Origin of the sequence: Chroococcidiopsis sp., assembly GCF_051657925.1 — a bacterium.
Classification (GTDB): domain Bacteria; phylum Cyanobacteriota; class Cyanobacteriia; order Cyanobacteriales; family Chroococcidiopsidaceae; genus Chroococcidiopsis.
Genome location: NZ_JBOFLP010000155.1, coordinates 43,463 through 69,187 on the forward strand (window position 1 = coordinate 43,463; position 25,725 = coordinate 69,187).

The following is a 25,725-nucleotide window of genomic DNA, read 5'->3' on the forward strand; positions in this document are numbered from 1 at the left end:
TTATGATTAGCGCAGAAGATCTAGCTCAGCATCGGTTGTGGTGGAACTCCAGAAATGACGCATCTCCTCAAGGAAAGCGGATTAATTTGCCGGGTGCATCTCTGATCGGGATCGATTTAGCTGGGGCAGATTTAAGAGGGGTGATACTGACTGATGCGAATCTAAAGGACGCAAACCTCTATCGCGCCGACCTTAGTGAAGCAGATCTGTCAGGCGCATACCTAGAAAGTGCTGACTTGAGACAGGCAGTGCTAGATCATGCGAATATGCGGCTCGCGGATTTAAGCTTAGCTAACATGCAGGGAGCGCGACTGGTCCATACCGTTTTGCAAAAAGCATGTCTTCGCCAAGTTTGTTTATCGGACGGAGTTCTTGAGTACGCTGATTTGACAGAAGCAGATTTATGCTCTGCTATTATGAGTCGAGCGAACCTACGCCATGCAACCTTGAACAAAGCCATCTTGACGAGCGTTTATCTGAACAATGCTTTTGCTAGCTTTGCAAAGTTTCGAGGTGCTTGCTTGGGTGAAGCTTGCCTAGGTTCTACATGTTTTAGTGATGCGGATTTAACGAACGCGGATCTATCTGATTCTATTATGAAGAGATCTGACTTAGAAGATGCAAATCTAACTGATGCTGATTTGACAAACTGCTTCTTAAATTTTGCGGGTATGGATGGTTGTATTTTGGCAAATACCGTACTTACAGGATCATCTCTGGAGTCTGTTAGCTGGGACGGTGTTGATCTTGAACTTGCAGACATGGAGGAAATCAAAGAAGATTTTCTAGATATTCTGAGGTACGCGATACCTGAGATTGACTACTTGAAAACAGAGCTTCTAGAAGGAAGAATCGATGGTTTGTCCTACGACGGAAAATGCGCCTGCCTTGTAGGCACAGTCGCGAACGCCAGAGAAGTAAATTATAGACAAATGAAAGGAATAGACGCAGACTCCAATCGACCAGCGGAGAAGTTGTTTACCGCTATTGCTATAGGCGACACCCCCGACACGAATCCGGTTAGCGCTTTGGTTGTTCAATGGATAGATGAGTTCGTGTCCACTCTTCCAGTAGAAACAGCTAATATTTCAGGAGTTGCGGATGATTAGCAAACAGGAGTTAGCGGAGCACCTGCTTTGGTGGGAATCTAGGGACGATGAAGACCCAAAAGGTAAGCAGATAGTCCTCTCAGGAGCGTCTTTGATTGGAGCGGACCTCAGAGGAGCCGATCTTCGAGGAGCGGTACTCACAAATGTAAATTTAAGAGGCGCAAATCTTTCCCGCTCCGATCTTAGTGAGGCTAACTTGTCGGGTGCCTGTCTAGCGTCAGCGATCCTAAACCACGCGGTAATGGAGGCAACTCATCTGAATTTAGCGGACCTTAGAGCCGCTCGAATGCGGGGAGCTTTTCTACGACGCGCATCTCTACAAGGAGCCTGTCTTCGATACGCTTACCTATTTAATGCAGTTCTTGAGTCGGCTAACTGCATCGAGGCTCAACTCGATCATGCTGTTCTATCTCGATCGGATTTGGAACAGGCGGATTTTAGTCAGGCTAGCCTGAAGAATGTAAGTATGCATAACGCCTTTGCTCATTCTGCAAGCTTTCAGTCGGCTAGCTTGCGCGGGTCGTCGATGGTTTTTGTTTGTTTTCAGGACGCAAACTTAACAGGTGCGGATGCAAGCCTCACTAACATGAAACACGCTATCCTTGAGGGTGCTGTTCTTAACAGCACGAATCTAATAGATAGTTATCTGACTTTTGCAGACCTGTCGGGGTGTGAATTAGAGGGGGCGATGTTAAGCGGAGCATCGCTAGAAAGAGTCCTGTTTGAAGGGGTTGACTTAGCGACCTCTAACACAGAAGAAATCAAAGAAGATTTTCTAGATATCTTGTGCTGCGCCATCCCTGATATCGGATACCTGAAAGCAGCACTTCTAGAAGGGCGGATTGATGGGTCGGTGTATAGCGGATCTTGCGCCTGCCTTGTAGGTACGATCGCAAATTCTAGAGAGACAAGCTATCAAGAACTATATGAAATCGAAGCGAATGCGGATCGACCAGCGGAGAAGTTGTTTACAGCCATCTCAAGAGGAGATACGCCGGAGACAAATCCCGTAAGTGCTTTAGTGGTTCAATGGATTGATGAGTTTTTAGAAACTCTCAAACCGAAACCATAACTCGACCGATCGACGAGAAGGATTGATTGAACCGTTCTAAGCGAGTACCGAAGTAGATAAACACCTGACCTTTGGTATTCGCTTTTCCAATATTCCCGTACTGATCGACAAACCGCATCCGATGATTTGTAAAGCACATCGGATAGTTATAAGCGTCTTGAAACCACCGCTCCGAGGTTGCGGCGTTACATAGAAAAATCCCTTCCTGAAACGCTTCGTCTCGGTAAGACTGAATCATTTTCTGAAGGAACGGCTTGGCTAGTGAAAACGGAGGGTTGCAGAACACCGATCGCGCATCCCAGGCTTGCGATAGACCGTCCATTTCCTGGGTATAGTACCGATCGGCTCCTAAAATGCGGTTTGCTTCATAACAAGACGCTGGATCTAACTCGATCCCTTCTAAGCAATTCTTAACCTTGATTAAATAGGGATCGTAAGGCGTATACCACTCATCCGATCGCTTACTGGCAAAAAACGGATCAGCGTAGACATTGATAGCTAGATTAAGCAAATCGTCTTCGAACAGAGGTGGATTTAACACGAATCAGTGGATTGACTTTGGATCGGCTGGAGTTGAATCAAAAAACGTGATAAACGGAGCAGGGTTTACGGCTTGCCATCTCCCTGCTTTTTGGATTTGATACTCAAAATGAAGATGCGGTCCGGTCGAGAGTCCGGTTGATCCAACAAGTCCGATGAGTTGGCTTTGGGTCACTTTGTCTCCCACCTTAACTAGCACCTTGGATTGGTGAGCGTATAGCGTCCTGTACCGACCCGAACAGACAATCACCGTGTTCCCGTAGCTCCCGTACCATCCTGCAACCACAACGTCCCCTTCATGAGCAGAGGCAATGGCAGATCCCTCTGGGACCGCTAAATCAACGCCCCAGTGAGGGGCGCATCGACCCAGAGAATAAATACATCTTCGAGGTGAAAAGTCAGAGGATATATACCCTGGACTTGTGACAGGAGATACCATCGCAGGAGCGTCTAGTTCTGCTACTGTCGTTGGAGAGAAAGACAGGAAGTAGATAGACGCTAGTAATGGATTGATGGATTTTTTCATATTTTCAGTATACGAGCAATCCTTTTGGAGCCGATCGGACTACTTATTCAGAAGGAGGATCTAGATCGCTAAAGTCCGACAAATCAATTCCATCAAGCTCAGCGTCCTCTTGAGGAGGTACGTGTTTCGGGACTGTGTTACGGGCAGGAGGATCGGTAGAGACCGGAGCATCCGACACGAGCTTGGATAGTGCAAGTTCCAATACCGCGATTCTTTTCTTCAAGGGGGTCTCCTGCTTTTTTAGCGTTTGAATTCCCTCTAGCATCGATCGAAGCTTTTCAAGCTCGATCGTTAGAACAGACTCAACGGTTTCTGCGGATGCCTTCAATCGTTCGATCGTAGTAATCGGAGCGATCGGGGTGGGTTCTGGCACTGTTTTTCGGGTATATTTTCTCATCGTGAAAAGGCTCTAACAATTTGCATGTTGCTCCATTCTGGAGAAACTTCAGAAGAATCAGACAGCCATCCCCAGTCTTCTAAGTATTCTTCTTCTAGATTCTCTTCAGAATCGTAGTGACTAAAATCGATCGCACCATACCCCGTCTTAAAATCAAACCCGCAATAAAACACGTCAAGATCTTCGGGTTGAGGAAAGACCACCGAGTTCAAGAGGATCGCCGCATGTACGTCTAGTCCTAGCGTCTGACGAAGCGTTGCGAAGGTCGGGGTTTGGATTAAGTCCGCTGCAAGATTGAAATCGACATAGGACGTTGTTAGAAACAGCGCAACATTTCGGTTGTACCATCGGAGCTGCGTACTGATAAACACGGTTTCAGTCCAGGTGTCATCTTTCGACAAGTCCCAGCCTCTAGGCTGAAGCTGATCGACCACTTCCGGCATCTTTGAGACGGACCACCGCATGATCCGTTCGACATTAATAGGGTGGATAACGATTGAAGAGTAATTTAGGCGACGAACCATTCGTTCGAAGCGATCGACAACAGTAGCGATAACTATCCCTCCTCGTCTAATTCATCGAACGTTTCATCTAGCTCATCTAGATTAAACGTATAAACATCCATCTCCTCAGACGATCCAGCAAAGTCGGACTGAAGTGCGTGGAGGACAATATCCCCGGAGCGGATCATTAATTGAGTCACCGAAACCACGACTTGATCGAGTTGATCGGAGTCATAGTCTGGACAATTATCCAAGGCAGTTGCGAATTTAGCGAAATTGTCGAGGTGTACCCCGACGATTTCAATAACACGTTTAAGATCGGTAGGCATTTTCTATAGTAGTTCTATCTAGGAAACTCGTAACTCTCTATCTCCTCCCTAGAAAACTCGATAATCCGACCTGCGGTTCCGGTGACGTGACGGATCGTTTCGCTCAGTAGCTCGGCTTCTTGCAGCGTGAAGGTGTAGCCGCAAATCTTTATTATCGGGGTAACTTGAGCGACATAGAAAACGCGAGTGAATCTCGGTGTCTTCATACGCTTATAGTACCCCGATAATACCGAAAAGATGCTCCGTGTAAAAACGGAACTATGCAGTGTAGTAAGGGAGGGACTTATTATCCCGTTCAAAAAAGGCGGGAAGCTGGTAGCTTTTTGTGAAATCCAGTTCCTGCGTAATTCCTTTTCGCATCAATTCGTCTGACGCTTTTTGAAACGAAGCGGCAGAAAACCCAGGCACCTTGAAACGCTCTAAAAACCACGCAACCGTGTCTTGACGAAGACGATCCAAGGAGGCAGAAGGACGACGACCGATCAATTTTGCCGTATGCCGATGGGTCTGAACATGAATTCTCTCGTCAGACGAGATATCGACAGACGTAACTCGAAGCGACGGTCCACCGAACTGTCGATAAATCGGCAGAATTACAAAAAACACTCCGTTTTCTAAGGTGGCAACTTTCGTTGCCCAGTGATCCGGGTGATCCATCCAGCGCTGTGCGATCGCATTTGCCTCTTCTTCATAGCTTGAATCATAGTTAGAAAATACCGCTGTGCAGTTTGCAAGTGCAGTGTCGTGCCGCTCCTCGTCTTGAGTGTTCCGGAGCAGCGTTTCGATCGCTTCTTCAGTCAGAAGCGCCTTTTCAGTTCTCTCTAAACCATCTAAGATCAACGTCTTTACGGGAAGCTCTAACACTCTCAGCGCTAGACAGCGAGAAAGAGTATCTTCAGCCCCATTCGTGCAAGATTCAAGGCGAGTCGGAGAAACTGGCTTCCATTCCTTTCGAGCCAGATTCGCTTTTTGATAGACGGTCATAACTATAGATTTTATTACTCTCCCCATTATAGCGAGAGGGGTAGAGTCTGTTACATTGACTCTACCCCTCTCTATCGAAATCACAGGTTTAACCTACATCTCTAGGCTATTACTCCGCGCAAGCTGTGCAGACGTTCTTCTCTTTGTACGGATCGCTTGGCTCAGCATCCGGTTGAACCGTAAAGAAACCGTCCGAGTCCTCTTCACCAATCGACGACTTATCGACATAACTCTGCTCGATCATGAGTCGATAGTACGTCGTCACTAGCGGAGACATCAGCCAGTCCTGGAACCAGGCTTCGTCTACGGGACAGGTATTCCACACGTTATACGAAATTGAATGCGCGAGTCCTGTTCTAGCCATCAAGCGCTGCCAGCATTCCGCAAGTTTAGTGTAGGTTTCTACCCCGACTTCTTCTGCGGTTTCCGAGTGTGGGTGGTACTGATAGTTCAACGCCGCTTCATCGGAATCGCGATCGGTCATCTTGGTCTGAGGGTGACAAACCGGAGGAGAAATCTCAGGAGCGCAGGTATATCCGTCGAGATCCTGGTAGCGGTAAGAAGCGGAAGCGGTCGGCGCGATCGTGAACGCACGTTTCATCCGATGCTTCCGGGCGACTCGCGCCGCTGCTTTGTAGGCTCTAACCAACGTTCGTGCAAGCTTGATGGTTCGACGAGTATACGTCCGAGTTGGGATGTCCTGATTCGTTGTGAGGTAATGCAGCACGTTAGCAAGGCTAGCATACGGGATATCGTATCGAGCTAGCAGATTCGCGAGTCCAAATACGCCTAAACCAACTTGCTTATCGACGCGAGGAGAGAGATAGTAGTTATCATCTCCGGCACCTGTAATTGGATGCAGATCGCACAGAAACTGCATCGTTGTTTCAAACGCTTCGACCAGATTTTCGATCGTGCATTGACCCAGGTTAACGTGGGACAGTAGACACGTCCCACGACTCTCAACCAAGATCTCCATGCAGACGTTGGAGTAGAGTCGCCGATCGGTTTCATAGTTCACGGACTGTTTGGAAACGCTATCATACCAACGCTTCTTAGCCAACCAGACCGTTCCAGAGCGAACTGCATCCAGTAGTTTTGCAACAACTCCTGGATAGTTCATAATGAACGTTGGAGACGAAGGGTTGTCGTCCACATACACCGCTTTCTTGCTCCATCCGCCGATATCAGCGGTCAGGAACTCCTCGATGTCGGGATGCGTTGCATCCAGGTACACGGTTACAGCACCGTTCTTGAACTTCCCGCCTCGACGCAGAATGTCATTCTCGGTTGAGTAGGCAGACGCAAACGAGACTGGACCGCTTGCGACAAGTCCTTGACCGTTATCCGCTCCTTTTTCGCGCAGCTTGGAAAGATCGATCGCAACCCCAGCTCCGTATCGAAGAGATTTAGACGCATACAGCCAGCTATATTCAATACCGTAGGGTCCCTCCATCGAATCTTCGACCGATAGCGCTGTACAGGACACAGGGTAGCGAGAGTTAGAGTCATGGAGCCAGTCGGAAACGCGACCTGTAACTCCAATATACGGATGCTGATGCATCCGGTTGAGCAAATCGAACTTCCGAGAAGGAACGTCCAACAGCGCAGTCTTATGAGTCATAAATAGTCCTTAAAGATTTACATCAGGGGTCAGATTCTCAAACCACTGGGACACGACGGATAATAGCTTTTCAATATCTACACCTGCTTTTACGTCGATCGTCACTCGGTTGTCTGGACGAAGTGAGACAAACAGAGGTAGTACCGACGCATTAACTTTTAGTCTTGAGTACTTAAAAGTTAATTTAGTGATCATGGGAATATGTTTAGCTATTACAAGCTTAACACATCGTATTGATATACTAAAATTACTATAGATAACACCTATGAAACTATTATCTCGTTCCCCGATCAGTATCTTTGGGTTTGAAGCGATTAAGAAAGTCGGCGGCAGTGCGTTAGGAGCGATGAACGGACTCGGAACCGCCTCGATGATTGCAGGATTAGTAATCCCCGATGCAACAACGCGATCGCAGGCAAAACTTCAAGAAGATGAGCGCAAGAAGCTGGCAATGCTCAATAAAAACCCGGAACTATTAAAAGGGTTAAATAACTTGAGAAACACAGCTCCTGCTCCCGGAAGTTTCACCTCAAATCCTCGACCGAACGTTAATCAACCTCCTGCATTTCCTCCAGGGTCGTTGCGGTAGGGTTATCGTCACGCGCTTGCGTTCCTTGGATAAACGCAAGCCGCTGAGCTTCAACGATCCGGTTCACCAAGCTAATCGTGAACAATGGATCGTTGATTTGACCTGTTGACGCAACCGCATTGACTTGTTCGAGAAGGTTTGACGCGAACGACTTGAACCCATCTTCAAACGTAGAAGGCATAGAAATTGCTAGGTTAGGGGTAGAAAATACCCCACTATCCGCCAGCTTGTTAGCGGTAAGCTCGGAGTACCGAAAGACAAACAGAACTCCGTTTGCTGCTTCGTAAATCGGGTAGTTGTCCAAATCGACAACATTTTTCAACTTACGGGCGCGGATGGTGGCTTGTCTGGAATAGACAATCCGGGTTCCGTGTAGTTCGATTTGCTTAGACTGAGACAAGATCGGAAGGTTTAAGGGACCGTGAATTAATAGCTCTCCGCCATAAGGCGTCACAAACACAATGTCTTGATAGAGACTTAGATTTCCCCACCGCTTCCACTGATCGATTCGTCGTCCCAGATCGTATAGATCCTTTAATCGAAGATGAGCAGGAACAGGATTTGGGGATGTAGTTCGATCGCGACCAAATAAAAACCGCACAATAGCACCTACTAACACACCGAAACCGATAACACCCATGCAACTATCCTCCATTCTAGTCCTTCTCGCCTAAATGGTTCATTATTTTTGCCTCGCACGTTACGGGGCAAATCTTCAGCACTTCTTGTCCCGCTTCGATCATGCTTCGCTCCAGCAGCGCAGCCGTATAGTCCGCTAACTCTGCCGTGCATTCACAAATTAATTCGTCATGAATTGTCAATAGCAACCGCACATCATGAGACTGAAGCGGAGAGAACCCGTCGTCATACAGCCGCTGGTAAAGTACCGACATCGCAGATTTTGTAATGTCTCCGCTCGTTCCCTGGATCGGAGCATTCGCTAACGCTGGAATGCCTGGGTACGTGTGCCATCGACGCCGACGACGGTACGGCTCTAATGTTCTGGTTTCTCGCGTCGATCGCGGCTCAAACCGTGCGTGATAGTTGCTGAGTTCTTTATACAGCTCAAAATACTTAGCTCGATTCTGCTTAGCTTCCGCAAGCGTCATGGACACTTTGTACTGTTGCTTTGCATAGAGTCTAAAACTCGCTGCTTGCATGGCGTAGTTATATCCCAGTCGAACCGCTTTTGACTTTTGCCGACGACTTTTGTACTCTAGTTTATCCAGAGCGCAGAACTCTTCGTAAGTCATTCCGCTGAGATACGCAGCCGTGTTTGCGTAGGGATCTTGATCCGATAGGAACTCTTCTAGCATGACCGGATCGTTCGCAACTTCTGCAATCACCCGAAGCTCGATCTGAGAGTAGTCCGCACCCACAAATACGTTTCCGTCTTCTGGGATAAAACACGATCGCACCGAAGTATCGTCTGCGCTGTTGGCGCGAGGCATTTGCTGAAGATTCGGACCGGAGCTGCTAAACCGTCCTGTTGAAACACACTGTCGAAAGTGGGTATGGATGCGGTTGGTGACCGCATTGATTTTATCGGGAAGTGTTTTGAAATACGAGGATAACAGCTTGGTTGCTTTTCGGTGATCGCTTAGCGTTTCTAGGATAGGGTAGTCGTTCCAGTCCAGCAGCGTGATCATATCTTTCCCAGTGGAGGGAATCAGCTGCGATCGCAGCTTCTCGTCTCGGCTATCTGGATCGTATTGAGGGTTTGGAATTTCCAGGGACTGAAGTGTTTTTAGAACCTGGTCCGAAGAGGTCATGGAAAACCCAGAATCCAGAACCTCGCCAAACAAGTTTTTGCGCTCGTATCGATCGGGAACCGATTCGATAAAAGACTCCTCGCAGGCTTTCACCTTCTGTTCGTGAATCGGACGGATTGAGTTTAACTTCTCAACGTCTAATCTAACGCCATACCACTCCATACACGCTGTTGGGAACAGCGTTCTCATCTCCAGTTGAAAAACGGACTGAAGCTGCTCTGCATTCAGTCGCACATTTAATCGACGAGCTAGCTCAATCAGGATCGCCGCATCTTTGGCAGAATATGCAATCTGAGATTCCGATAGAACAGGTGCAGACCAGTCTGATTTCTGATCGCTCTTATCAATCACCGTTCCAAGTTCCACGAGCGCAATGTGCTCCAATCCCGCCAGATCATCTAGACCTGCCTCTAGAACTGTATAGGCTAACATCGTATCGAAGATTCTCGATCGATCTAGCCCAACTCCGTGCGACCACAGCATTTTAATATCGAACACTGCGTTATGGAGGACATAAGTAGACTGAACGGTTTGAGGAAGCAGCACGTTTTGGATAAGCTGGGTGGCTTCCGGCACCGCAAAACAATCGATCACAAACACTTCGATATGGGTTCCGCGTTCATACGCGAACTGAATTAGTCGAATTTTGGATGTGTGGGGATCGAGTCCTGTTGTCTCCGTATCGGTCCCGATGTATTCAGGACGATCGTGAACTAGATACTCGATCGCTTTTCGAACGTTCGACAGTGTTACGAGATAGTGGGCGTTAAACTGCATGGCTTGGACACGGAAAACCGTTTCAAGTTGAGATAGCGATTTCGAATGTCTCTTGCCTCTTCCAGTAGATGCGATTTTCGGGAGTATTCAGGCTCTGCGATCGACGCATCAGACTGGTCGATCACAAACTGTCGAATCGACGCAATATCTACCGCATACCGAGGAAAATGATGAGGAGTGTTGTACGACCCTCCAAATATCTTCAAGACCGAGGACCAGGCTTCTGAGCATTGATGTCCGATAAAGACCGGAAATTCATCGACTCCCACAAACCGAATCAGTGCAGGTCCGATCGCACCATGAGGCATCCAGCAAGGATTGGGAGCGGTGTACTCGGTCTTTCCGACCAGGAATGAATCATGCTCTAACGGAAGTCGCTGAAGCAAATCTAAGTTTGCTTTGCAGAGTTTCTGTCGATCGAGACTGCGATTAATGCAGAGTAGATATTCTCGATCTTCTCTAGCAACCGCGATCGCAACGAGTTCCCCGGTCATGTCGGACGTAATTGCAGAAAAATAGTAGTTCATGGTTCCTCGTCATTAGAAAAAACATGGGACTGGTACAGTGCTCTAGCGGTCATGTTGATATAGTCAATCTGCTTTTGCATTTTTTGCTCCATCGATCCTTGACACAATGGAGTCTGCATAAACTTTTGATTGTCTAAACAATTCAACAGTCCTTCAAGCAGTGACGCAGGAATTGAAATGTGAGTCGGCTTAGAAGCCATCAAACACAACCTCTTCAAGATCAAGGGTTTCGGCTGGTTCGTCGTCCTCGGTTAGAGCAGGAAGACGCAATGGCTCCATATCCCCGTGATTAAACGACAATTCAATTTCAAGAACCGGGTCGGAGAGACCGGATAGATAGTACTGATTCCCTCTAAGCGATGGGACATCTTCCACGATCGATTGAATTTCGTAGACTTTATCCTGATACCAAACCTCTGTCCCAACCTCGTACTCCCACGATCGAACCAACTCCAGAAGTCGAGTCCGTTCATCTGCTAGCAGAAGCTGCTTAGCTTGGGATTGTCTTCCTTCGTCCCAAGATTCGATCGCAGCTCGAAGACAAGCTTTGGTAGAACAGCGCATCAAGGTATTGGCATCTACGATCGCGTCTCGATTGCTTTCTGGAATCAAATCGATAACACTCGTCGGGTTAATGACCCACATCGATTCAGCCGGAAGCGAATACAGCGAGGTTTTCCCTGAAAGCTGATTTGAAATGAGTTGAACATTGACCAGATATCTCAGCGAGGTTTTGAACTCAACATCTCCGACCGGAACCCCTAGCTGACGGGCGATCGACGCATCGGAAAACTTCGAACCGGGAAACTGTCCTAGAAAGCGCAAAATTTTGCTGGTGATCGGCTTCCGCGCAGGAGTGTCCTCATACGCCTTCTCCATGCGCCAGAAGCCTTGGTCTTCCATCTCAAGGCTATATCGTACCGTAACCGACGATCCTTGTCTTGGAAGCGTTTTTAGAGTCAGTATAGGACTCTCAGGATCTTCCCGGTACAGTCCTATCAGTCCATCGGTTGCAGCGGAAATACTGGTGTGACCAGAAATGCGCTCCACTAGTCCGGTTTTAGAGTTACTACGACCCGCAGGTTTGTTCATATGGTGGATCAGCACGCCGCAGGTTCCTGTAAAGTTGAAAACCTGTTGCAGTGCATACACCGCTTTTCCGTATTCGTTAGAGTTCTCGGAGGCGTCCGTGCGAAGCTGACTCATTCGAAGCGAGTCGATGATCACCAGAGAAGGCTGATACTCTTCGATTTTCCGAGTTAACCACTCTAAGTTGTTCGTGATATCAAACAATCGTTCAATTAACAACGAGTCAGTAAAATTCGCAAGAAGGCTGACTTCTTCGTTCTCAGAGTCACCGAGTCCCGTTAGATGAAGTCGCTCTGAGATTGTCTTGAGCGATTCCTCAAGTTGGATGAACAGCACCCGACCTTTCCGAACAGGTCGTCCTAAAAACTCTCCGGTCAAAATCATGGACTTGATCAAAAAATACATCAAGATCGATTTTCCGGTCTTCGGCTCTCCTGCCAGAATATACAGTCCTTCCGATCGCAGTAGCTCTGGAATCAGCCAGCTAGAGCTAGGATCATAGTAGCTGAGCGCTTCTTTTAATCCCAGAGAGTTCGCGAACTCGGTTTTTGGAGTTTGAATATCTTGGATGTCCGCAATAATCTGAGTTTTGCTAAACCCTAGCTTCCTGACCCAGGTTTCTTCTAGTCGATTGAGCAGGTTCCGCTTAATGTAGTCCGCGTTTTCTTCGTCACCTAGATCCGAAACGATTCGAATATATTCTTTGAGCTGATCCAAGTACTCTGAGGTGACTCGTCGAATGGTTTCTACATCGAAGGTGGTTTTCGCTTCTTCCTGCAACTCATCCATTGTTAACAACATCCAGAACCTCAGAAAGTATTGCAGGGGTGGTTTCTAGAGAAATATCGCCTGAGCGATATAGATCGTATAAATCAAATCCAGGAGTATCCGCATGGTGCGGAAAAAGGGTTGTAAGGTTAAAAGATGCGGCTTCTGTCTTGTACTTCCAAAACAATTTGCACGTCATCGATCCTTTTTTGCGTCCTGGAGCGTCGTTGTCTTCAAGAATTAAAGCAGAACGAACTCCTACATCGATCAGTCCCTTAATACAGCGCTCTAGATAGCGGTCGGAGAGGAAAAACGAGGGAAACGCGATTGCGGAAATTCCTAGTTTGTGGGCGATTGCGGCAGTCTTTTCTCCTTCGACAATGACGATACAGGGTTGAAGGTAACGCGCCTGGTAAACAGGAAGTGCTGTAAACTGAGTTGGTGTTTGAACGTGATAGTTTTGAGTCTCTGCGTCAAACACCTCAGTGTAAAGAACCTTCTTTTCTCCTGGACTATCGATTCGAACTTGTCTAAAATCACCGTAGTCAAAATAAGTTGTGACTTTATGATTCGATCGAATCTGGAGTGGTTTTTGAAACGGCTGAGTCGTTAGAAAACTATCTGAAATAGCGGTAATCGGATACGGATCTACAATCTCGTCATACGTCTGAAGTCTGGGACGAGAAAGCTCGAAACTCGATCGCTGTCGGAAGGAGTTTCGAGTGTAGAGGAGAGTTCTGATTTGGTTCTTGTCGAGATGACACGAATTACTGTAACATGCGTAAGCTCCAGGTTTATCCGGGTTCTTACTGATTTTTAACGTCCCTTTGCAAATCGGACAGGTGGCTTGAATCCAAGTGAAATGCTGGATGACCTGTCCGTACTCCTCAAGCTCCTTGAGATGATCCAAAATCAAGAACATGCTAGAAAGGCTCCACTCGTTCGATGTATCTTGGCAAGTAACTAGAGAACTCTCCGGTCTCGAAATCGAACGAGCTTTTAGCGTTTGCGGCAACCTCTAACCAGCTTTCTTTCAGCGATCGATGTCCAAAAAAATCAAGCGCTAAGTTATAGAAATGCTGCCAGTAGAATTCTAGTCTCTCCCCGTCGATCAAGCAGACTTTGCAGCGCTTTTTCGTAGTGTAAACCAAGATAAATCCGTCCGGTCGTTGACCAAACTGCTGCTCATACGCATAGACATACGCGGCTCCTTGCAGATAGTTTTTTAAGGAGTACTCTGCGGTGTAAGGATTCGGTAACGACTTTTTCGTTTTCAAATCTACAATATAGGACCCAGCCGGAACCTCTGCTCCGTTCTCGGTCGTAAACGCTCCTTGAGGGAGCGTCACCAAAGCATCGAACCGACCTGCAAACTGCACCTTATCATCGCGAAAGAACAGGACATCTTCTGCTTTGTCCGGGTTGATTGCAGAGTAGAAATGCTCGATCGCAAGTGTTGCGTAAGGGTCAGTCGGGTTCACGTCGATCTTATCCAGCCAATGCTCGATCGCAGTGTGTGCGATCGTGCCTCGAAGTGCGGCATCTTCTCGAACCTGGTCCGCTTTTTCATCTCCGAGCTTTTCTCGCCACTTGCGAAGGACGGTTGGATCTTCATAGCGAGAAAGCAGAGTTGTAATTGAAATATACTCGTCGTCGGAATCATCGAAATAGAATCGATTGCCGTCGTCGTGGGTTATCTCACCTTTGTACTGAATAGCTTTAATTGGTACATCTCCCACAGATTCAGCATCCTTTTGTTAATAGATTCGGCGTATTCGACCACTAAGCGGGTCGAGAAGTTTTTGGTCATACTGGGAGACCAGAGCGTAATGAGAAGATCGCTTCGATCGACCATGCCACGCATCATAGATTCTTTGAGCTGGATAGCGCGACCTCGGCGATCTCCGTCTTCATTGTCTGGCAGACGATCGCTATAGTACTCAACTCGTGCGGCGTGTCCTTGGTACAGGTAGAACAGGTGCTTGTCTTCGTCGTTCCATACCTGCTCATAGCGAGGAAACGGGACGTTTAGCGTATAGGGAATCTTGGCGTTTTTACAGGCGATCGATCCAGCTAAGTCAAAGCCTTGCTCAGGACTCGTCTCGACTTGAGACGGGTCCAGGTACGTCAAGGTGTGCTCTAGCAATCGGATTAGAGGATTCAGGTTTTGGGGATAGTTCTGGGCATCCGCTAGAAAAGTGCGGTACAGACCGAGGATAGTTACGTTCACGGGATAGGATCTATTTTTCCGCAACAATAACTGTCACGGGTGTACAGGACAACAGACTCGGAAAGGAGTCTCTGTATCTTTATCTTAGTCTGTTCGTCCTCTGTCATGCCTTGATCGCTATATCCCGTAGCAAGTTCGTTCATGGTTTCAGAGGTGCATCGTCCCCAGTCAGGGGATAGCTCTAACAGATTTAGGATGTAAGGGTCAGACACCTGTTTCCAGTTTCGGCATCTAGAGCAATCTAGTTTCGGAGTTGTAACAGGAGTCATGACTTACTTCCCTACCTTAAAAAGGAGTTGAGAATTACTACTTAGAGTCGGGGGGACCCCTTCGCCAGTCCATTTCTGGATCGCTTTATTCATCAGCACTTCTGCGGTTAACGTTTTTTGAAGTGCTTCATTTCGCTTGGCTTCCATCTCAGCGACCTTGAGTTCAGACTGAGCTGTAAGCAGTGCTTGCTTACTAATAGCAGTCTTCTCGATCGCGGCTTGTACTGTTTCGTCAAGCTTGAGTCCAGTAATGTTAAAAGAATCGACTTCCGCGATCGCACCTTTTGAAAACCCAGCAATCATTTCCTGAGTTAATCGCTGCTGCAATGCAGCTCCTACATCTGTCGAAAACGCAGCTTGGTTTGCAATCAATTCCGTCATGGATTGCTTGGCAACGACTTCCTTCACAACGCTTAGTAAAATCGGCTGCACGATCCGATCTTTGACTTCTACCGTTGTTTTCCCAACCTGGCTAAAGATGACAGGTGCGTGTTGTGCGCTGATTCGGAAATTCAGTGTCCCAAACACTTTCACGGATTGTCCGTCCGATGTTAAGGCACTAAACTCTTCGGGAGCGGCTTGAACTCTTGAATCGAACGTCGTAATCCAGTCTACCAAAGGAATCGACAGATGGACTCCCGGTTGAAGTGCGGCAGATTTTACAGATCCTAACGACGATTTCACGCCGACCTCACCCGGATCGATAATCGAGCAGCTCGTACTAGCAAACAATGTTCCGATCGCACACAGTAATAGAATCCACAATCTCATAACAGGATCTCCGCTCGTAGGTTTCAAATGAATAGTAAATGTCGTTTTGAACCTGAATTGGTTCGTGCGCGACGCGCTTAAAGTCTCGATCGAATGGCGGAAACCACTTATCGAAAGGTCCGGGGTGATCAACCATTGTGAGATACAGGCGATCGACATGCGGTAGAAAATACTGGTAAATCTTCTCTCCACCGATCACCATAATCTCGGTTGAGTTAATGTCGGGATGACCTGCTAGTATCCCGTTTATGGACGCTCGGATGAACTCAACCGTACGCTGTTGAATAAAATACAGATTTTCTTCTGGTCGCGATTGCTGCTTTCTACAAGACAGCACGATCGTGACTCTTCCAGGAAGCGGTTTTGATTTTAGATCGGTCTCGAAGGTTTTCGATCCGACAATCACAGCATGATTCAACGTTAACTGTCTGAAGTGTTTTAGATCAGCCGGAAGATACCACGGCAGTTTCCCTTCAAACCCGATTCCGTTTTCGAGCGAACAAGCGACAACGATTGAAAGCATTAGGGGGATGTACAGCGGGTACTGGCAATAACAGAGGGGTTCTGAATCGACGCTGATTCAATGACAACAGCTCCGCCGACTTCGATATAGTCTTTCCCGCAGTAGAAGACATATCCCGATCGGTGTCGTCGAATCGAGTTAGATGGAACTTCCCACGATCGAATGATCTGTTGATTTTGATATAGAAGGATTCGCTTCATTGATGGGTTGCAGTTTGATTGGAAGATCCAAATAACTACAAGCGCAAAAAGCGTAATCATTCCGACTGAAACAAGTCCAGCCGCTAAAACATCTTCTGTCTGTTTTCGTGGGTTAAAATCCGCCAACGACCGTTACCTCTCCTTTCAAAGATCCGTGAGATCTGTAAGGAATCAGCCATTCAAAATCCTCAAACACAAAGTCTTGCATTCGTGCTTGACCTCGATCGTGGATCATGAGTTGCGGCATCGGTAGAATCTCTCGTCCGATCTGCTCGATCGCTTGGTCAATATGGTCCGAGTAAAGATGGGCATCGTCGATATTGATCAACAACTCCCCGACCGGAAACCCCGTCAAGAACGCATACATGTGCGCTAGGAGCGCATACTGAGCCACGTTGAATGGATTTCCCAGAAACAGATCATTCGATCGAATCCCGACTCGAAGATTTAGTCGTCCGTCAATCACGTTAACGAGATGATCGATGTGGCAAGCCGCTAGAACAACGGATTCAAGTCCCCGGTCTGCTGCCATCTGATACGTTCTAGCCGGATTCCAGCAGGTTACATAATACGACTTACGATCGGGATTTTTTTGAACCTGCTCAACAATCCATTCGGTTTGATCGATCGAGTATTCGTAAGGCTCGTTGGCTTGTTCATCCCACTCTATGCATCCCCAGTTGGTAAATGCGGTGTAGTGAACGGGAATCTCGAACGGTTGTCGAGACAGCAAAAGATAATCTACAAGCTCCTCCTGAGACTGGACCTGTCTAATGAGCCGACCCGTAGAGTCAGGCGGATAAGCTAGATAACTGTAAGGAAACTCCTTCATCCGATACTGAAAGTGTTTATATGCCCACTCGTCCCAGATATGAACACCTTTCTGGATCAAGTCCGTAACGTTTCCGGTCCCCTTAAGGAACCAGATCATTTCTTCAAAGGCTCCGCGATAGAATACTTTCTTTGTCGTATAGAGCGGAAAACCTTTCGATAAATCAAATCGAAGCTGGCGACCAAACAACGAGTAGATGCATTTATCCGGCATCGGCTCTTTCGTTGCAGAATCGAAAATTGTTTTCTGGCTTCCATTCAGGATTACATCAGCCAGAAGTTTAAGATAGGTTGCTTCACCGTATTGCTGGGTAGTGTTCGAGGCATGAATTAGCGAATCGATCGCGTCAGGAGATAGTGTTGGAGGCATGTTAGTTCATTAAGTACCGGAATTCAGGAAAGTCTGCGAAGGTCTTGCAGTCCGGGTAGAACAGTTCCCAGTTCGCGCTATAGACCGCAAACATTTCGCAGAGTCGATCGTCGGATAGTTCCCGACACTCTAAAAGATCGAGCTGAGCGCGAAGGATTTTAAGCGCCAGTGTTTTATCTTCAGCAGTCGCCTCATCCGAAAGAATTGCTTCGATTTCAACGATCGGACCGTACCCAGAATTGTGATCGACGCAAACCGTCTCCGCTCCCTCAAACGGAGGAAGATAGACAGCTCTGCTGCGTCTCCATTTTGATTGGATAGCTAAATCGCGTTCCAGAATAGAATCTAGAGAATCAATTTGCAACAAGACCGGAAGCTCAATTTCTTGGCGAATCGATCCATTTTCAGACGATTCATCATTAAGCGACCACTTCGCGATGAGCAGTGTTCTGGGAGGCTCATGAATCGAGATTAGCGATCGGGTTCGAATCGAAATCGGAAGTTTGCGAACACAGGCTTCAGCCAGAGATTCAACCACTGATTCGAGTTGATCGATGCGATCGCTCGGAAGGTGACTCATCGCGATCGTGTTTAAGACGTTAAGCGATAGAGAGGTTCCGGGTGAGAAGTAGTGGTTTTTGTGGATCTGGGTGTCGGCTAGCGTGTAGTGAATAGCCAGCAGATCTGCGGTTCTATCCGATGGGATAGACTTGAGTTCGAGTTCAATCATGGATCACTCTAAGTTATATTTCGTTTTCAGCGCATTGAGAGCAGGTAGCAGTCGCTCGTGGAATGATTCCTGACTCTCTTTCTCCATCGATCGAGCGGTCTTGTCGTGAACACCTTGAAGATCCCGAAGGAAGGCAACCGCATCTGGAAAATCGTCTGGAAATAGACGTTCAATTTCCAGCTTCATCCACTTGAGAGGATGATCCCCCTGCGGCATCTGATAATACAGAGAGGATATTCCAGAACAGTTGAATTCCGTTTCAACTGCTTTTTGAAACCGTTCCGGTTCATCTAGAAGGCATCCGATCGCACACATGCTTGAATCATTAATCCAGTAAAGACAGTTATCGTCCTGGAACCCTGGGTTGTTTCCAGGAGTCTTGTAGAAGTTCAGAACCTTGTCAATTAACTCTTGTGCCTTCATTCGGGTAAATCCATAAAGAGTATAAAGACATCAAGCTAGAAAGCTCCTTTTCTAGACGATCTACGAACAACTCAATCGGAACATGAGTTAATCCGTCATGGCATTTTTGAAGACGAACCAAGAACTGAAGAGGCTCAGGGATTTCAGTGGGAAATAACGCCTGGACTTGCTGCATGATCCACAAGGCTTCCACGTCAACAGTAGAATTTGCTTCGGCGATGCTGTAGATATATCTGATTGTGGAGTCGGAATAGCAATCGGCATACTTCTGAAAGCGCTCTGAGTCTTCTAAAAGGCACCCAATCACACACTTAGAAGAGTTGTTAACGTGATAGGAACACGCTAGTTCTTCGAATCCGGGACCGTTTCCAGGTGCTGCATAGAATGATCGAATCTTATCGAGCAGCTCCGGCACGTTCATAGATAGGTTGCTGTATATACTCAGAGAATTGAACCTTCGCAGAGTGAAGCGCAGAGGCTAAATCAGTGTAGAAATCACTTTTAGGATGAAAGGCGATTTCATCATGAAGACTTTGCACTCTGTACAGAAAGCCAAGACTATACTCGGCATGAAGATCCGTAGGGCGGATAGAGTCGATTAAGCGAATCACTTGCTTCGATCGATTGCAGTTTGGACGACTTAGAGCAGTCGTGTAGATCGCTATCAACGATCCGTCTTGGGTGATGTCGTCTACATAGCGCTGCAAATAAGCGGCGTCATCTAGTAAGCATCCGATCGCGCATCTACATCTCTCGTTTCGATAGTAGGTGCAGTATCCGATTTCGGTAACACCTGGCTTGTTGCCAGGTTTGGAGTAGTACTTTAGGATTCGATCGACGATTTCAGTAGAGGTCATAGCACAAAGGGTAGGATGACCCAGGGAAGTAGCTGCGTTTAAGGCGCAGCTACTTCCAAAGGTTTAGTCGAAGCTGATATCGGGAGTAACTTTAGGTCTCTTTTCGACAGCTACGGTCTCGGACTCAGCAGGTCCAGAAGCTTCCGATGGTTTTTCGGTTTCAACGGCACCCATGATTTCAACCTTATCAACTCTAGCGAGTGTGAAGGTCGTCTTCGCCTCACCGTCCTTGACGTAGGAGTTGGGAACTCCCATCGACCCATCAACTAGCAGTCGAACATCTTTATCGATATGCGGAGCCATAGAATCAGCGTACTTACCCCACAGGGAAAATTGAGCCAGTACAGAAGGCGCGTACTTTTCACCTTCAGGCTTTCGCTCTCCCGTTGCAACGTTCAACAGAACCTGAAGAACATTGTCTTTTAGCTTAGGGTTATCTTCCGTTGTTTTATGCTGAACCGAAATTACGCGACCCGTCAATACCGTTCTAAACATTCGAAACGTCCTGTTTTAGTTCTTTTAGGCGTGCCTGCAAATCCTTACCAATGCTGTTGATTAGCTCAGCACTGGACATGTAATTCAAGGCAGGGATTAGGTAAGGCTCTGTAGCTAGCCTGTTATGTTGAATCGCAAGTTCCTCGACCGCACTGATTCGGGATAGCTTGTCATCGATGATATCTTCCGATAAATCATCTCCGGTCCACAGCTTCAACCCGATTCCAGTCGTAAGTGCGATCGCTTTTGTTTGGGCGCGGTAGAAGCTACGGTTAAACAGTTGCTCATCTGCGCTCGGATTTCCGCTCTTGTCTTTACTGTGAGGAAATACAGAAGCACCCGATTGGGAGAGGACTCCGAAGTGGTAGATAGCGCTGCAAGAAAATCCGTCATGAACATACGGCTTGCAGAAAAAACCCCCACCTCCGATCTCTTCAAAAAAATACCCTCCGGTAACAGGGTTAACCACAAACCCGGTCTCAAGCTCTGGGAAATGCTGACGCATTAAACGCAGAGCATGAGCATGGGATAGATACAAAATCTTATCTCCCGTCTTTTGCGTTCCTTCTCTAAACTTATTGCGCTCAACCCATTGAGACACATCTAAGTTGTAGGCTTCCAGAAACCGCTTAGGATCGATAGACAATACAGGATGCCGTGCGGGAATTCCTGTTGGGAATAGGTACGGGTCTGACACTGCGTTAGTCATGCATCTCTCGCTGTCTGAACTGCACTTACAATACGCAATCCATACGGAGGGTATAACGGTATATTTTCGTATCTTTAGACCCGCTTTATTTCCCAGGATTATTTTATCCGTACAAATCAGGAGACATTTTCAGGAGGTTCCGCAGGTTTACGGACAGGTTGCAGTACAGGCACGGTATGTAGTCGATCGTACTTTCCGTTAGAGACCAGCAGCAAGTTGTCTAGCAGGTACGCTTCGGTAGATTCCGTAATGGAGCCAAACAACGTCACAAATTCTTTGTAGGTGATCCGAGTTGTGCGAGTTAGCGAGGCATAGCTCTCCCCGCTTTGCTTAAGACGATCGATCGTTCGGGTCATCTTCGTCGCGTCTAGCGGCAGTTTTCTTCCACGTTCTCGGACCTCGGTGACGGGACGATACAGATCGAGTCTCCGCTCTCGATGATCTAACCGCAGCAGAGGACCGTAAGAATACGCAATTGACGGAAGCTTGCTTTTCGCGGACAGCTTAACACTGCCAAACAATCCAAGCTCGGAAAGATGGGAAGCCTCGATCGTCAGCTTAGACAACGCAGCCATCAGCAGCGCAGGATCGGGGATCTCCAGGTAGCGGGACGCAAGCAGTTCCAAGTCTAGAACGGCTTCCGCACACTGTTGAGAAAATGCAAGCGATCCAAGCGGGGATATGATTAACGCCTCCGCTGGATGCACAGGTTGATTGCACAACGCAATCAGATCCTCTAGCGGAAACACTTCGATCGATTGCCGCTTTGAAGCCTCTGCCACCTCGACGATCGCGACATCTACCTCATCCCCTAAAAACAAAATCCGCATCCCTGATCCTGTCAGGATTTCAAGGTCCGAGGATGCTTGCTTAATCGATAAGCTTGCTAGCGATCGCACAAATTCGAGAGGGAGCCGGAGTCCGATCGGTTCCAAGACCTGGGTAGAAAATTGCGTCTCTTGCACCTGGAAGGTCACACAAGCCGCATCACCTTCGATTATGAATCTATATTCATTATGGGACACCCATAGCTTGTAGGACCATTTAGACACCACTGAGAGCGATCGTAAAATTCGGACTAAAATCTCGGCGTTGATGCGGTAGGTCATGATCACGTTCTCTCGGTAAGCTCTGAACACTGTACCGTGATTGTGCGATCGATAGTATCAAAAAGTCTGCGTAAGGGGTTGACAGAACTCCCTATATCCGGTATCATTCTTTAATATTAGATCTAGAAAATATTTAATTAAATACATATAATATCTTTCTAGATATTATTAGAATAATTACTTAATTAATTATTTCTAAGATGTATAACCAAGAACCCTCAAGGTTCTTAGTTGAGACGTAGAAAATAATGGGTATAAATACCTGCGTTAGTGTTCGTGAGATCTGTTCCACGATCGAGACCGATCAGGATTTATTCGATGCGATCGAATACTTATACACTTCGGCAATCCGGCTTAGCGAAAAATATCCAGGTGATTTGGCGATAGAAGATTTGGTCAGTGTTATTTCGGATGCGTTTCTATCGGCAGGTGATATTATCATTCAGCATGGATTGGATAAGTAGGCTATCAAGAAGGTAGAAACTGCCTTAGGTAGCAGCAGTTAGAGCTATCTAAGGAGTTGGTATAAATCACAGTTCTAACCCGTAGAAACAGGAGCTGGTTTCGGACCAGCTCCTTTACAGCACTATTCAATAACAGGGACGGAGAAGCATGTCGATTAAATTTAGAGGTCATGATCAGTGGCTTGAGATCGTGCAGGATGAATCAGGGCTACTGATCGTTAGATACCACTGCCCTGAATGGGAGGTGCCTGTTCTTGATTTTCCTGTATATCACGGGAAGTGTTAACACTTAGGAGACTGTTTATGTCTTTTTGGGACAAGTTATTTCCGGTTGTAGGTTGCCAAATCACCATCTATCCCACTCACTTATGGTTAGATTTTTCAAGATCGCTTGATGCAGAGGTTTTTGCCTCGCTGAATGAGCTTAATAGCAGGGCAGGGTTCTGCTTTAGGGAACGCGACAGGGATAATGCAACTAAGTTCTCTCTGCATTTTCCGGCTACGTACTGCCCTCGGCATGTAGCAGAAGTTACAGTAGAGGTCATAAGATCACACGGTATAAGGGTTAGAGTAGAGGTCAATGTCCTTGGAGTACAAAGAATAGAGCAGATGAAAGATAGACGCTATACTTTCTAGCGTTCCGTGTCTGTCTTCTCTTGTACAGTAGAAAGGGTTACGTCAATCATGAGCGAGGCAGGGTAACTCCTGTCTTGCTCCTATGTTAAAATTACGGCAATCCAGGAAAAGCCTGGAGGTGGAAGTCAGTTGGCTTTGAGCACCCCCGTCTTTGACTGAGGGGTGTTTTGCATTTAAGAGGATGTATGGATTTAGATAGATCTCGATCGCTTTGGGGTGTGTATTTGAACTACAAAGGAGATCATCGAAGCTATAAGACAAACACAAACGAGTATGTAATAGCCTCGGATATATCTTCTGCACTTCGTCTAGTTATGGAGAAATACGACGGCAAAGATCCGTTTATTTACTCCATACAGCACAAAGGGACGGCAACGATCGAGGATCGATACTAACTATGCATCAGCTCAAGTATCCGATAGACCCGGACATCCCTGATAAGGTGTGGAGCGTTGTCACTGACTTTTTACGTATCCACGGAAACTATCCCGGATCAATACTTCTTGGATATGGAACATACCTCTGTTTAACGTATGTCGTGGAAAAGCAAAGGATGAGTCACACCATCCTTGGAATAACGGAGTTTCAAGGTATTCCTATTATTGTTGATCCGGGATATGAGTACCGAATTATTGCGATCGACACAATCTCGTCTTGCCTAGATCAGGCAATCAATGCTCTACATAAAAATCAAAACGACGAAATTTAACAAAGCATAATAAAGCCTCCGTGCCCTAAGAGGCACGGAGGCTAGTTGTTATCTCTTCATGCTTGAACAGCTTTAAGATAGTCGATCGCTGCTTCAATCTCAGTACTGTAGTTGCAGGCGAATTCCTCAAACCACAATCCTTCTGTTGACTTCCTATCTAAGGTTTTCAACCATTGTTCAGCAGCAGTCTTCATCTCCTCAAGCTGTCGTTTCGACTCGGACTCTACGGCTGCTTGCTGATCCTTCTGCCTTTTGAGGTCATGTTGGATCTGCTCAGCTTTCATACTAGAAATCAGATCATCGGTCCCAGAGCGCTTGGGCATAGGCTCTCCTAAGTTATATAGGAGATCGTCGATACCGTTTCCCATTTCTTAAATCCGCTTATATCACAGGGAAGCTAATCATTCACAGCCGCAAGAAGCACTTCGGCTAGCGATCGATCCGCCAGATCATCCATTGTAACCGTGTCGCAGATATCGAACTTTGCACCGACACCTTGAAGATCGTTATCTATCGCATCTAGAAACTTCTTTGCGCCGGAATCGTTTCCGACTTGGATAAACGTGATGCCGAGTTCTGCATCCCGCTCCATCTTCTGGGAGGCAGCGATGATGGTCTCAAACACCTTCCGCTTATCATCCGGCTCTCCATCCGTTATCACCAGGATAGTTTCTCCTTCCTTTGATTGTCCTTTATTCTTACGATCGAAATAGTTTTCCGTCGCATCTTTTAGAACCGATGCCAGGTCCGTTGATCCAGACGGATCGTTCTCTAAGAAGATGTCGTCCACCTTGCTAGAGGTCACATCGTCGTATCGCTTGAATTTATTAGAAAACACGTAGACCGTGATTCCATCGGGATCGAATTGTTCGCATTTACGCGCTAATGCTAGTGTAGATTCCTGGGCAATATCCCAACGGCTCCGGGTTAATCCCTGGATCATTGTAGACATGCTGCCGCTCTTATCCAGAATCAGCGTGTAATCTCTCTTCTTTAGATCGTCCATTATTATCATACTTAAGTGAATTTCGACCCAATCATCAAATCACCTAATGCAGCCGTTGTCAAATTCAGTAATATTACGATACATATTCTACCTACGTAGGTATACTATATTCTTATACCTACGTAGACAGTAGATGAAGATTATTAGCCTTTCAGGTGCGATCGGATCAGGGAAAGATACCGCTGCGCAGATGATCTCCGAACTCTCAAAACAGCCTGTTCACCACTGCAAATTTGCACACGCGATCCAAGACCAGATTTCTTTACTATGCGGCTTCTATCAGTCCGATCTGTCTCATCGACAGTTGTTTGACGATCGCGACTGGAAAGAAGGACATACCTTACTATCGTTTAAGGGGATTGACTACACTCCAAGAGGTCTCTTAAAGACGATCGGTGAAGGCTATCGATCGCTGTTCGGCGCAGGTATTTGGGTTGAACTACTCGCTTCTCATGTTCGATCGCTCCCTGAAGATTCGATCGTAGTGATTTCCGACCTTCGGTTTCCGCATGAACTGGCGTGGGTTCATTCTATGAATGGAACCACAGTATACATTCAGAACGAAGTCGCAGAAGCTGCGTTCTACAACGAAAACCAAATCATTCATGCGTCGGAGTCGTATTTGACATACCTTAAAAAAACGACTCAAATAGAGCTTCTGAATGAGTCAACGTTATCGGATCTGCTTTATTTTGTAAAGACCATGATGCTAGATCTATCTATCCCGATCCGATAAATTATGGACTATATAAAATATGCGATCGTATCTATGCAGTAAGTGTCTAGA

31 protein-coding genes are annotated in these 25,725 nt (G+C 46.9%); 5 read left to right on the forward strand and 26 right to left on the reverse strand.

Annotation, left to right across the window (positions count from 1 at the left end; all coding sequences use genetic code 11):
- Positions 1–2 precede the first annotated feature (2 nt).
- Entirely contained in the window at positions 3–1,109 is a 1,107-nt protein-coding gene (locus ACRC32_RS12440) for a pentapeptide repeat-containing protein (protein WP_438554257.1), read from the forward strand.
- Positions 1,102–2,181 (forward strand): pentapeptide repeat-containing protein, encoded by a 1,080-nt coding sequence (locus ACRC32_RS12445; RefSeq protein WP_438554258.1) that lies wholly within the window; start codon positions 1,102–1,104, stop codon positions 2,179–2,181. Before ACRC32_RS12440 ends, ACRC32_RS12445 begins: the two co-directional genes overlap by 8 nt.
- Here ACRC32_RS12445 and ACRC32_RS12450 read toward each other — a convergent pair.
- The 8 genes from ACRC32_RS12450 to ACRC32_RS12485 form a co-directional block, all read right to left on the reverse strand.
- On the reverse strand, positions 2,165–2,722 hold the full coding sequence (locus ACRC32_RS12450) for a DNA N-6-adenine-methyltransferase (RefSeq protein ID WP_438554259.1): 558 nt from the start codon (positions 2,720–2,722) through the stop codon (positions 2,165–2,167). The genes ACRC32_RS12445 and ACRC32_RS12450 overlap by 17 nt on opposite strands.
- A gap of 3 nt (positions 2,723–2,725) precedes the next feature.
- Positions 2,726–3,247, reverse strand: coding sequence for a M23 family metallopeptidase (locus ACRC32_RS12455; protein ID WP_438554260.1), 522 nt, complete (start codon positions 3,245–3,247; stop codon positions 2,726–2,728).
- Between the two features lie 43 nt (positions 3,248–3,290).
- Entirely contained in the window at positions 3,291–3,620 is a 330-nt protein-coding gene (locus tag ACRC32_RS12460; protein WP_438554261.1) for a hypothetical protein, read from the reverse strand.
- 20 nt (positions 3,621–3,640) lie between these two features.
- Positions 3,641–4,108, reverse strand: coding sequence for a hypothetical protein (locus ACRC32_RS12465; protein WP_438554262.1), 468 nt, complete (start codon positions 4,106–4,108; stop codon positions 3,641–3,643).
- 92 nt (positions 4,109–4,200) lie between these two features.
- Entirely contained in the window at positions 4,201–4,401 is a 201-nt protein-coding gene (locus tag ACRC32_RS12470) for a hypothetical protein (RefSeq protein ID WP_438554263.1), read from the reverse strand.
- 89 nt (positions 4,402–4,490) lie between these two features.
- Entirely contained in the window at positions 4,491–4,682 is a 192-nt protein-coding gene (locus ACRC32_RS12475; protein WP_438554264.1) for a hypothetical protein, read from the reverse strand.
- Between the two features lie 52 nt (positions 4,683–4,734).
- Entirely contained in the window at positions 4,735–5,460 is a 726-nt protein-coding gene (locus tag ACRC32_RS12480; protein ID WP_438554265.1) for a ferritin-like domain-containing protein, read from the reverse strand.
- Positions 5,461–5,569: 109 nt separating this feature from the next.
- A complete protein-coding gene (locus ACRC32_RS12485) occupies positions 5,570–7,084 on the reverse strand; it encodes a ribonucleotide reductase (protein ID WP_438554266.1) in 1,515 nt (504 codons plus the stop codon).
- A 265-nt stretch (positions 7,085–7,349) separates the two neighbouring features.
- Between ACRC32_RS12485 and ACRC32_RS12490 the strand changes: the two genes are divergently transcribed.
- On the forward strand, positions 7,350–7,673 hold the full coding sequence (locus ACRC32_RS12490; protein WP_438554267.1) for a hypothetical protein: 324 nt from the start codon (positions 7,350–7,352) through the stop codon (positions 7,671–7,673).
- Here ACRC32_RS12490 and ACRC32_RS12495 read toward each other — a convergent pair.
- The 16 genes from ACRC32_RS12495 to ACRC32_RS12570 form a co-directional block, all read right to left on the reverse strand.
- Positions 7,633–8,313: a hypothetical protein gene (locus ACRC32_RS12495; protein WP_438554268.1), complete on the reverse strand. Its 681-nt coding sequence runs from the start codon at positions 8,311–8,313 to the stop codon at positions 7,633–7,635. The genes ACRC32_RS12490 and ACRC32_RS12495 overlap by 41 nt on opposite strands.
- Before the next feature lie 16 nt (positions 8,314–8,329).
- Positions 8,330–10,222, reverse strand: coding sequence for a DNA polymerase (locus tag ACRC32_RS12500; protein ID WP_438554269.1), 1,893 nt, complete (start codon positions 10,220–10,222; stop codon positions 8,330–8,332).
- The gene (locus ACRC32_RS12505; RefSeq protein WP_438554270.1) at positions 10,195–10,749 is read right to left on the reverse strand and encodes a hypothetical protein; all 555 of its coding nucleotides are present in this window, start codon (positions 10,747–10,749) and stop codon (positions 10,195–10,197) included. Before ACRC32_RS12505 ends, ACRC32_RS12500 begins: the two co-directional genes overlap by 28 nt.
- 189 nt (positions 10,750–10,938) lie before the next feature.
- On the reverse strand, positions 10,939–12,627 hold the full coding sequence (locus ACRC32_RS12510; protein ID WP_438554271.1) for an AAA family ATPase: 1,689 nt from the start codon (positions 12,625–12,627) through the stop codon (positions 10,939–10,941).
- Entirely contained in the window at positions 12,620–13,528 is a 909-nt protein-coding gene (locus ACRC32_RS12515) for a toprim domain-containing protein (protein WP_438554272.1), read from the reverse strand. The genes ACRC32_RS12510 and ACRC32_RS12515 overlap by 8 nt, the downstream gene beginning before the upstream one ends.
- 1 nt (position 13,529) lies before the next feature.
- Positions 13,530–14,345, reverse strand: coding sequence for a hypothetical protein (locus ACRC32_RS12520; protein ID WP_438554273.1), 816 nt, complete (start codon positions 14,343–14,345; stop codon positions 13,530–13,532).
- Positions 14,300–14,836 (reverse strand): hypothetical protein, encoded by a 537-nt coding sequence (locus tag ACRC32_RS12525; RefSeq protein WP_438554274.1) that lies wholly within the window; start codon positions 14,834–14,836, stop codon positions 14,300–14,302. The genes ACRC32_RS12520 and ACRC32_RS12525 overlap by 46 nt, the downstream gene beginning before the upstream one ends.
- A 272-nt stretch (positions 14,837–15,108) precedes the next feature.
- Positions 15,109–15,876 (reverse strand): prohibitin family protein, encoded by a 768-nt coding sequence (locus tag ACRC32_RS12530; RefSeq protein WP_438554275.1) that lies wholly within the window; start codon positions 15,874–15,876, stop codon positions 15,109–15,111.
- Positions 15,827–16,399, reverse strand: a complete 573-nt coding sequence (locus tag ACRC32_RS12535; protein ID WP_438554276.1) for a dihydrofolate reductase — start codon at positions 16,397–16,399, stop codon at positions 15,827–15,829. Before ACRC32_RS12535 ends, ACRC32_RS12530 begins: the two co-directional genes overlap by 50 nt.
- A 312-nt stretch (positions 16,400–16,711) precedes the next feature.
- The gene (gene thyA, locus ACRC32_RS12540) at positions 16,712–17,800 is read right to left on the reverse strand and encodes a thymidylate synthase (RefSeq protein ID WP_438554277.1); all 1,089 of its coding nucleotides are present in this window, start codon (positions 17,798–17,800) and stop codon (positions 16,712–16,714) included.
- A 1-nt stretch (position 17,801) separates the two neighbouring features.
- A complete protein-coding gene (locus ACRC32_RS12545; protein ID WP_438554278.1) occupies positions 17,802–18,530 on the reverse strand; it encodes a hypothetical protein in 729 nt (242 codons plus the stop codon).
- 3 nt (positions 18,531–18,533) lie between these two features.
- Entirely contained in the window at positions 18,534–18,953 is a 420-nt protein-coding gene (locus ACRC32_RS12550) for a hypothetical protein (RefSeq protein ID WP_438554279.1), read from the reverse strand.
- Positions 18,931–19,260: a hypothetical protein gene (locus ACRC32_RS12555; RefSeq protein WP_438554280.1), complete on the reverse strand. Its 330-nt coding sequence runs from the start codon at positions 19,258–19,260 to the stop codon at positions 18,931–18,933. The genes ACRC32_RS12550 and ACRC32_RS12555 overlap by 23 nt, the downstream gene beginning before the upstream one ends.
- Before the next feature lie 613 nt (positions 19,261–19,873).
- Positions 19,874–20,305, reverse strand: coding sequence for a hypothetical protein (locus ACRC32_RS12560; RefSeq protein ID WP_438554281.1), 432 nt, complete (start codon positions 20,303–20,305; stop codon positions 19,874–19,876).
- Positions 20,298–21,014 carry a hypothetical protein gene (locus tag ACRC32_RS12565; RefSeq protein WP_438554282.1) on the reverse strand — a complete coding sequence of 239 codons (717 nt, stop codon included), beginning with the start codon at positions 21,012–21,014 and terminating at the stop codon, positions 20,298–20,300. Before ACRC32_RS12565 ends, ACRC32_RS12560 begins: the two co-directional genes overlap by 8 nt.
- 116 nt (positions 21,015–21,130) lie before the next feature.
- Positions 21,131–22,123, reverse strand: coding sequence for a hypothetical protein (locus ACRC32_RS12570; RefSeq protein ID WP_438554283.1), 993 nt, complete (start codon positions 22,121–22,123; stop codon positions 21,131–21,133).
- A gap of 1,497 nt (positions 22,124–23,620) precedes the next feature.
- Here ACRC32_RS12570 and ACRC32_RS12575 point away from each other — a divergent pair.
- On the forward strand, positions 23,621–23,932 hold the full coding sequence (locus tag ACRC32_RS12575) for a hypothetical protein (RefSeq protein WP_438554284.1): 312 nt from the start codon (positions 23,621–23,623) through the stop codon (positions 23,930–23,932).
- 56 nt (positions 23,933–23,988) lie between these two features.
- Here ACRC32_RS12575 and ACRC32_RS12580 read toward each other — a convergent pair whose 3' ends face one another.
- Both ACRC32_RS12580 and ACRC32_RS12585 read right to left on the reverse strand, forming a co-directional pair.
- On the reverse strand, positions 23,989–24,300 hold the full coding sequence (locus ACRC32_RS12580) for a salt stress protein, Slr1339 family (protein ID WP_438554285.1): 312 nt from the start codon (positions 24,298–24,300) through the stop codon (positions 23,989–23,991).
- A gap of 29 nt (positions 24,301–24,329) precedes the next feature.
- Positions 24,330–24,938 carry a VWA domain-containing protein gene (locus ACRC32_RS12585; RefSeq protein ID WP_438554286.1) on the reverse strand — a complete coding sequence of 203 codons (609 nt, stop codon included), beginning with the start codon at positions 24,936–24,938 and terminating at the stop codon, positions 24,330–24,332.
- Between the two features lie 133 nt (positions 24,939–25,071).
- On the opposite strand from ACRC32_RS12585, the gene ACRC32_RS12590 reads away from it, so the two are divergent.
- Positions 25,072–25,674: a hypothetical protein gene (locus ACRC32_RS12590; protein WP_438554287.1), complete on the forward strand. Its 603-nt coding sequence runs from the start codon at positions 25,072–25,074 to the stop codon at positions 25,672–25,674.
- Positions 25,675–25,725 lie beyond the last annotated feature (51 nt).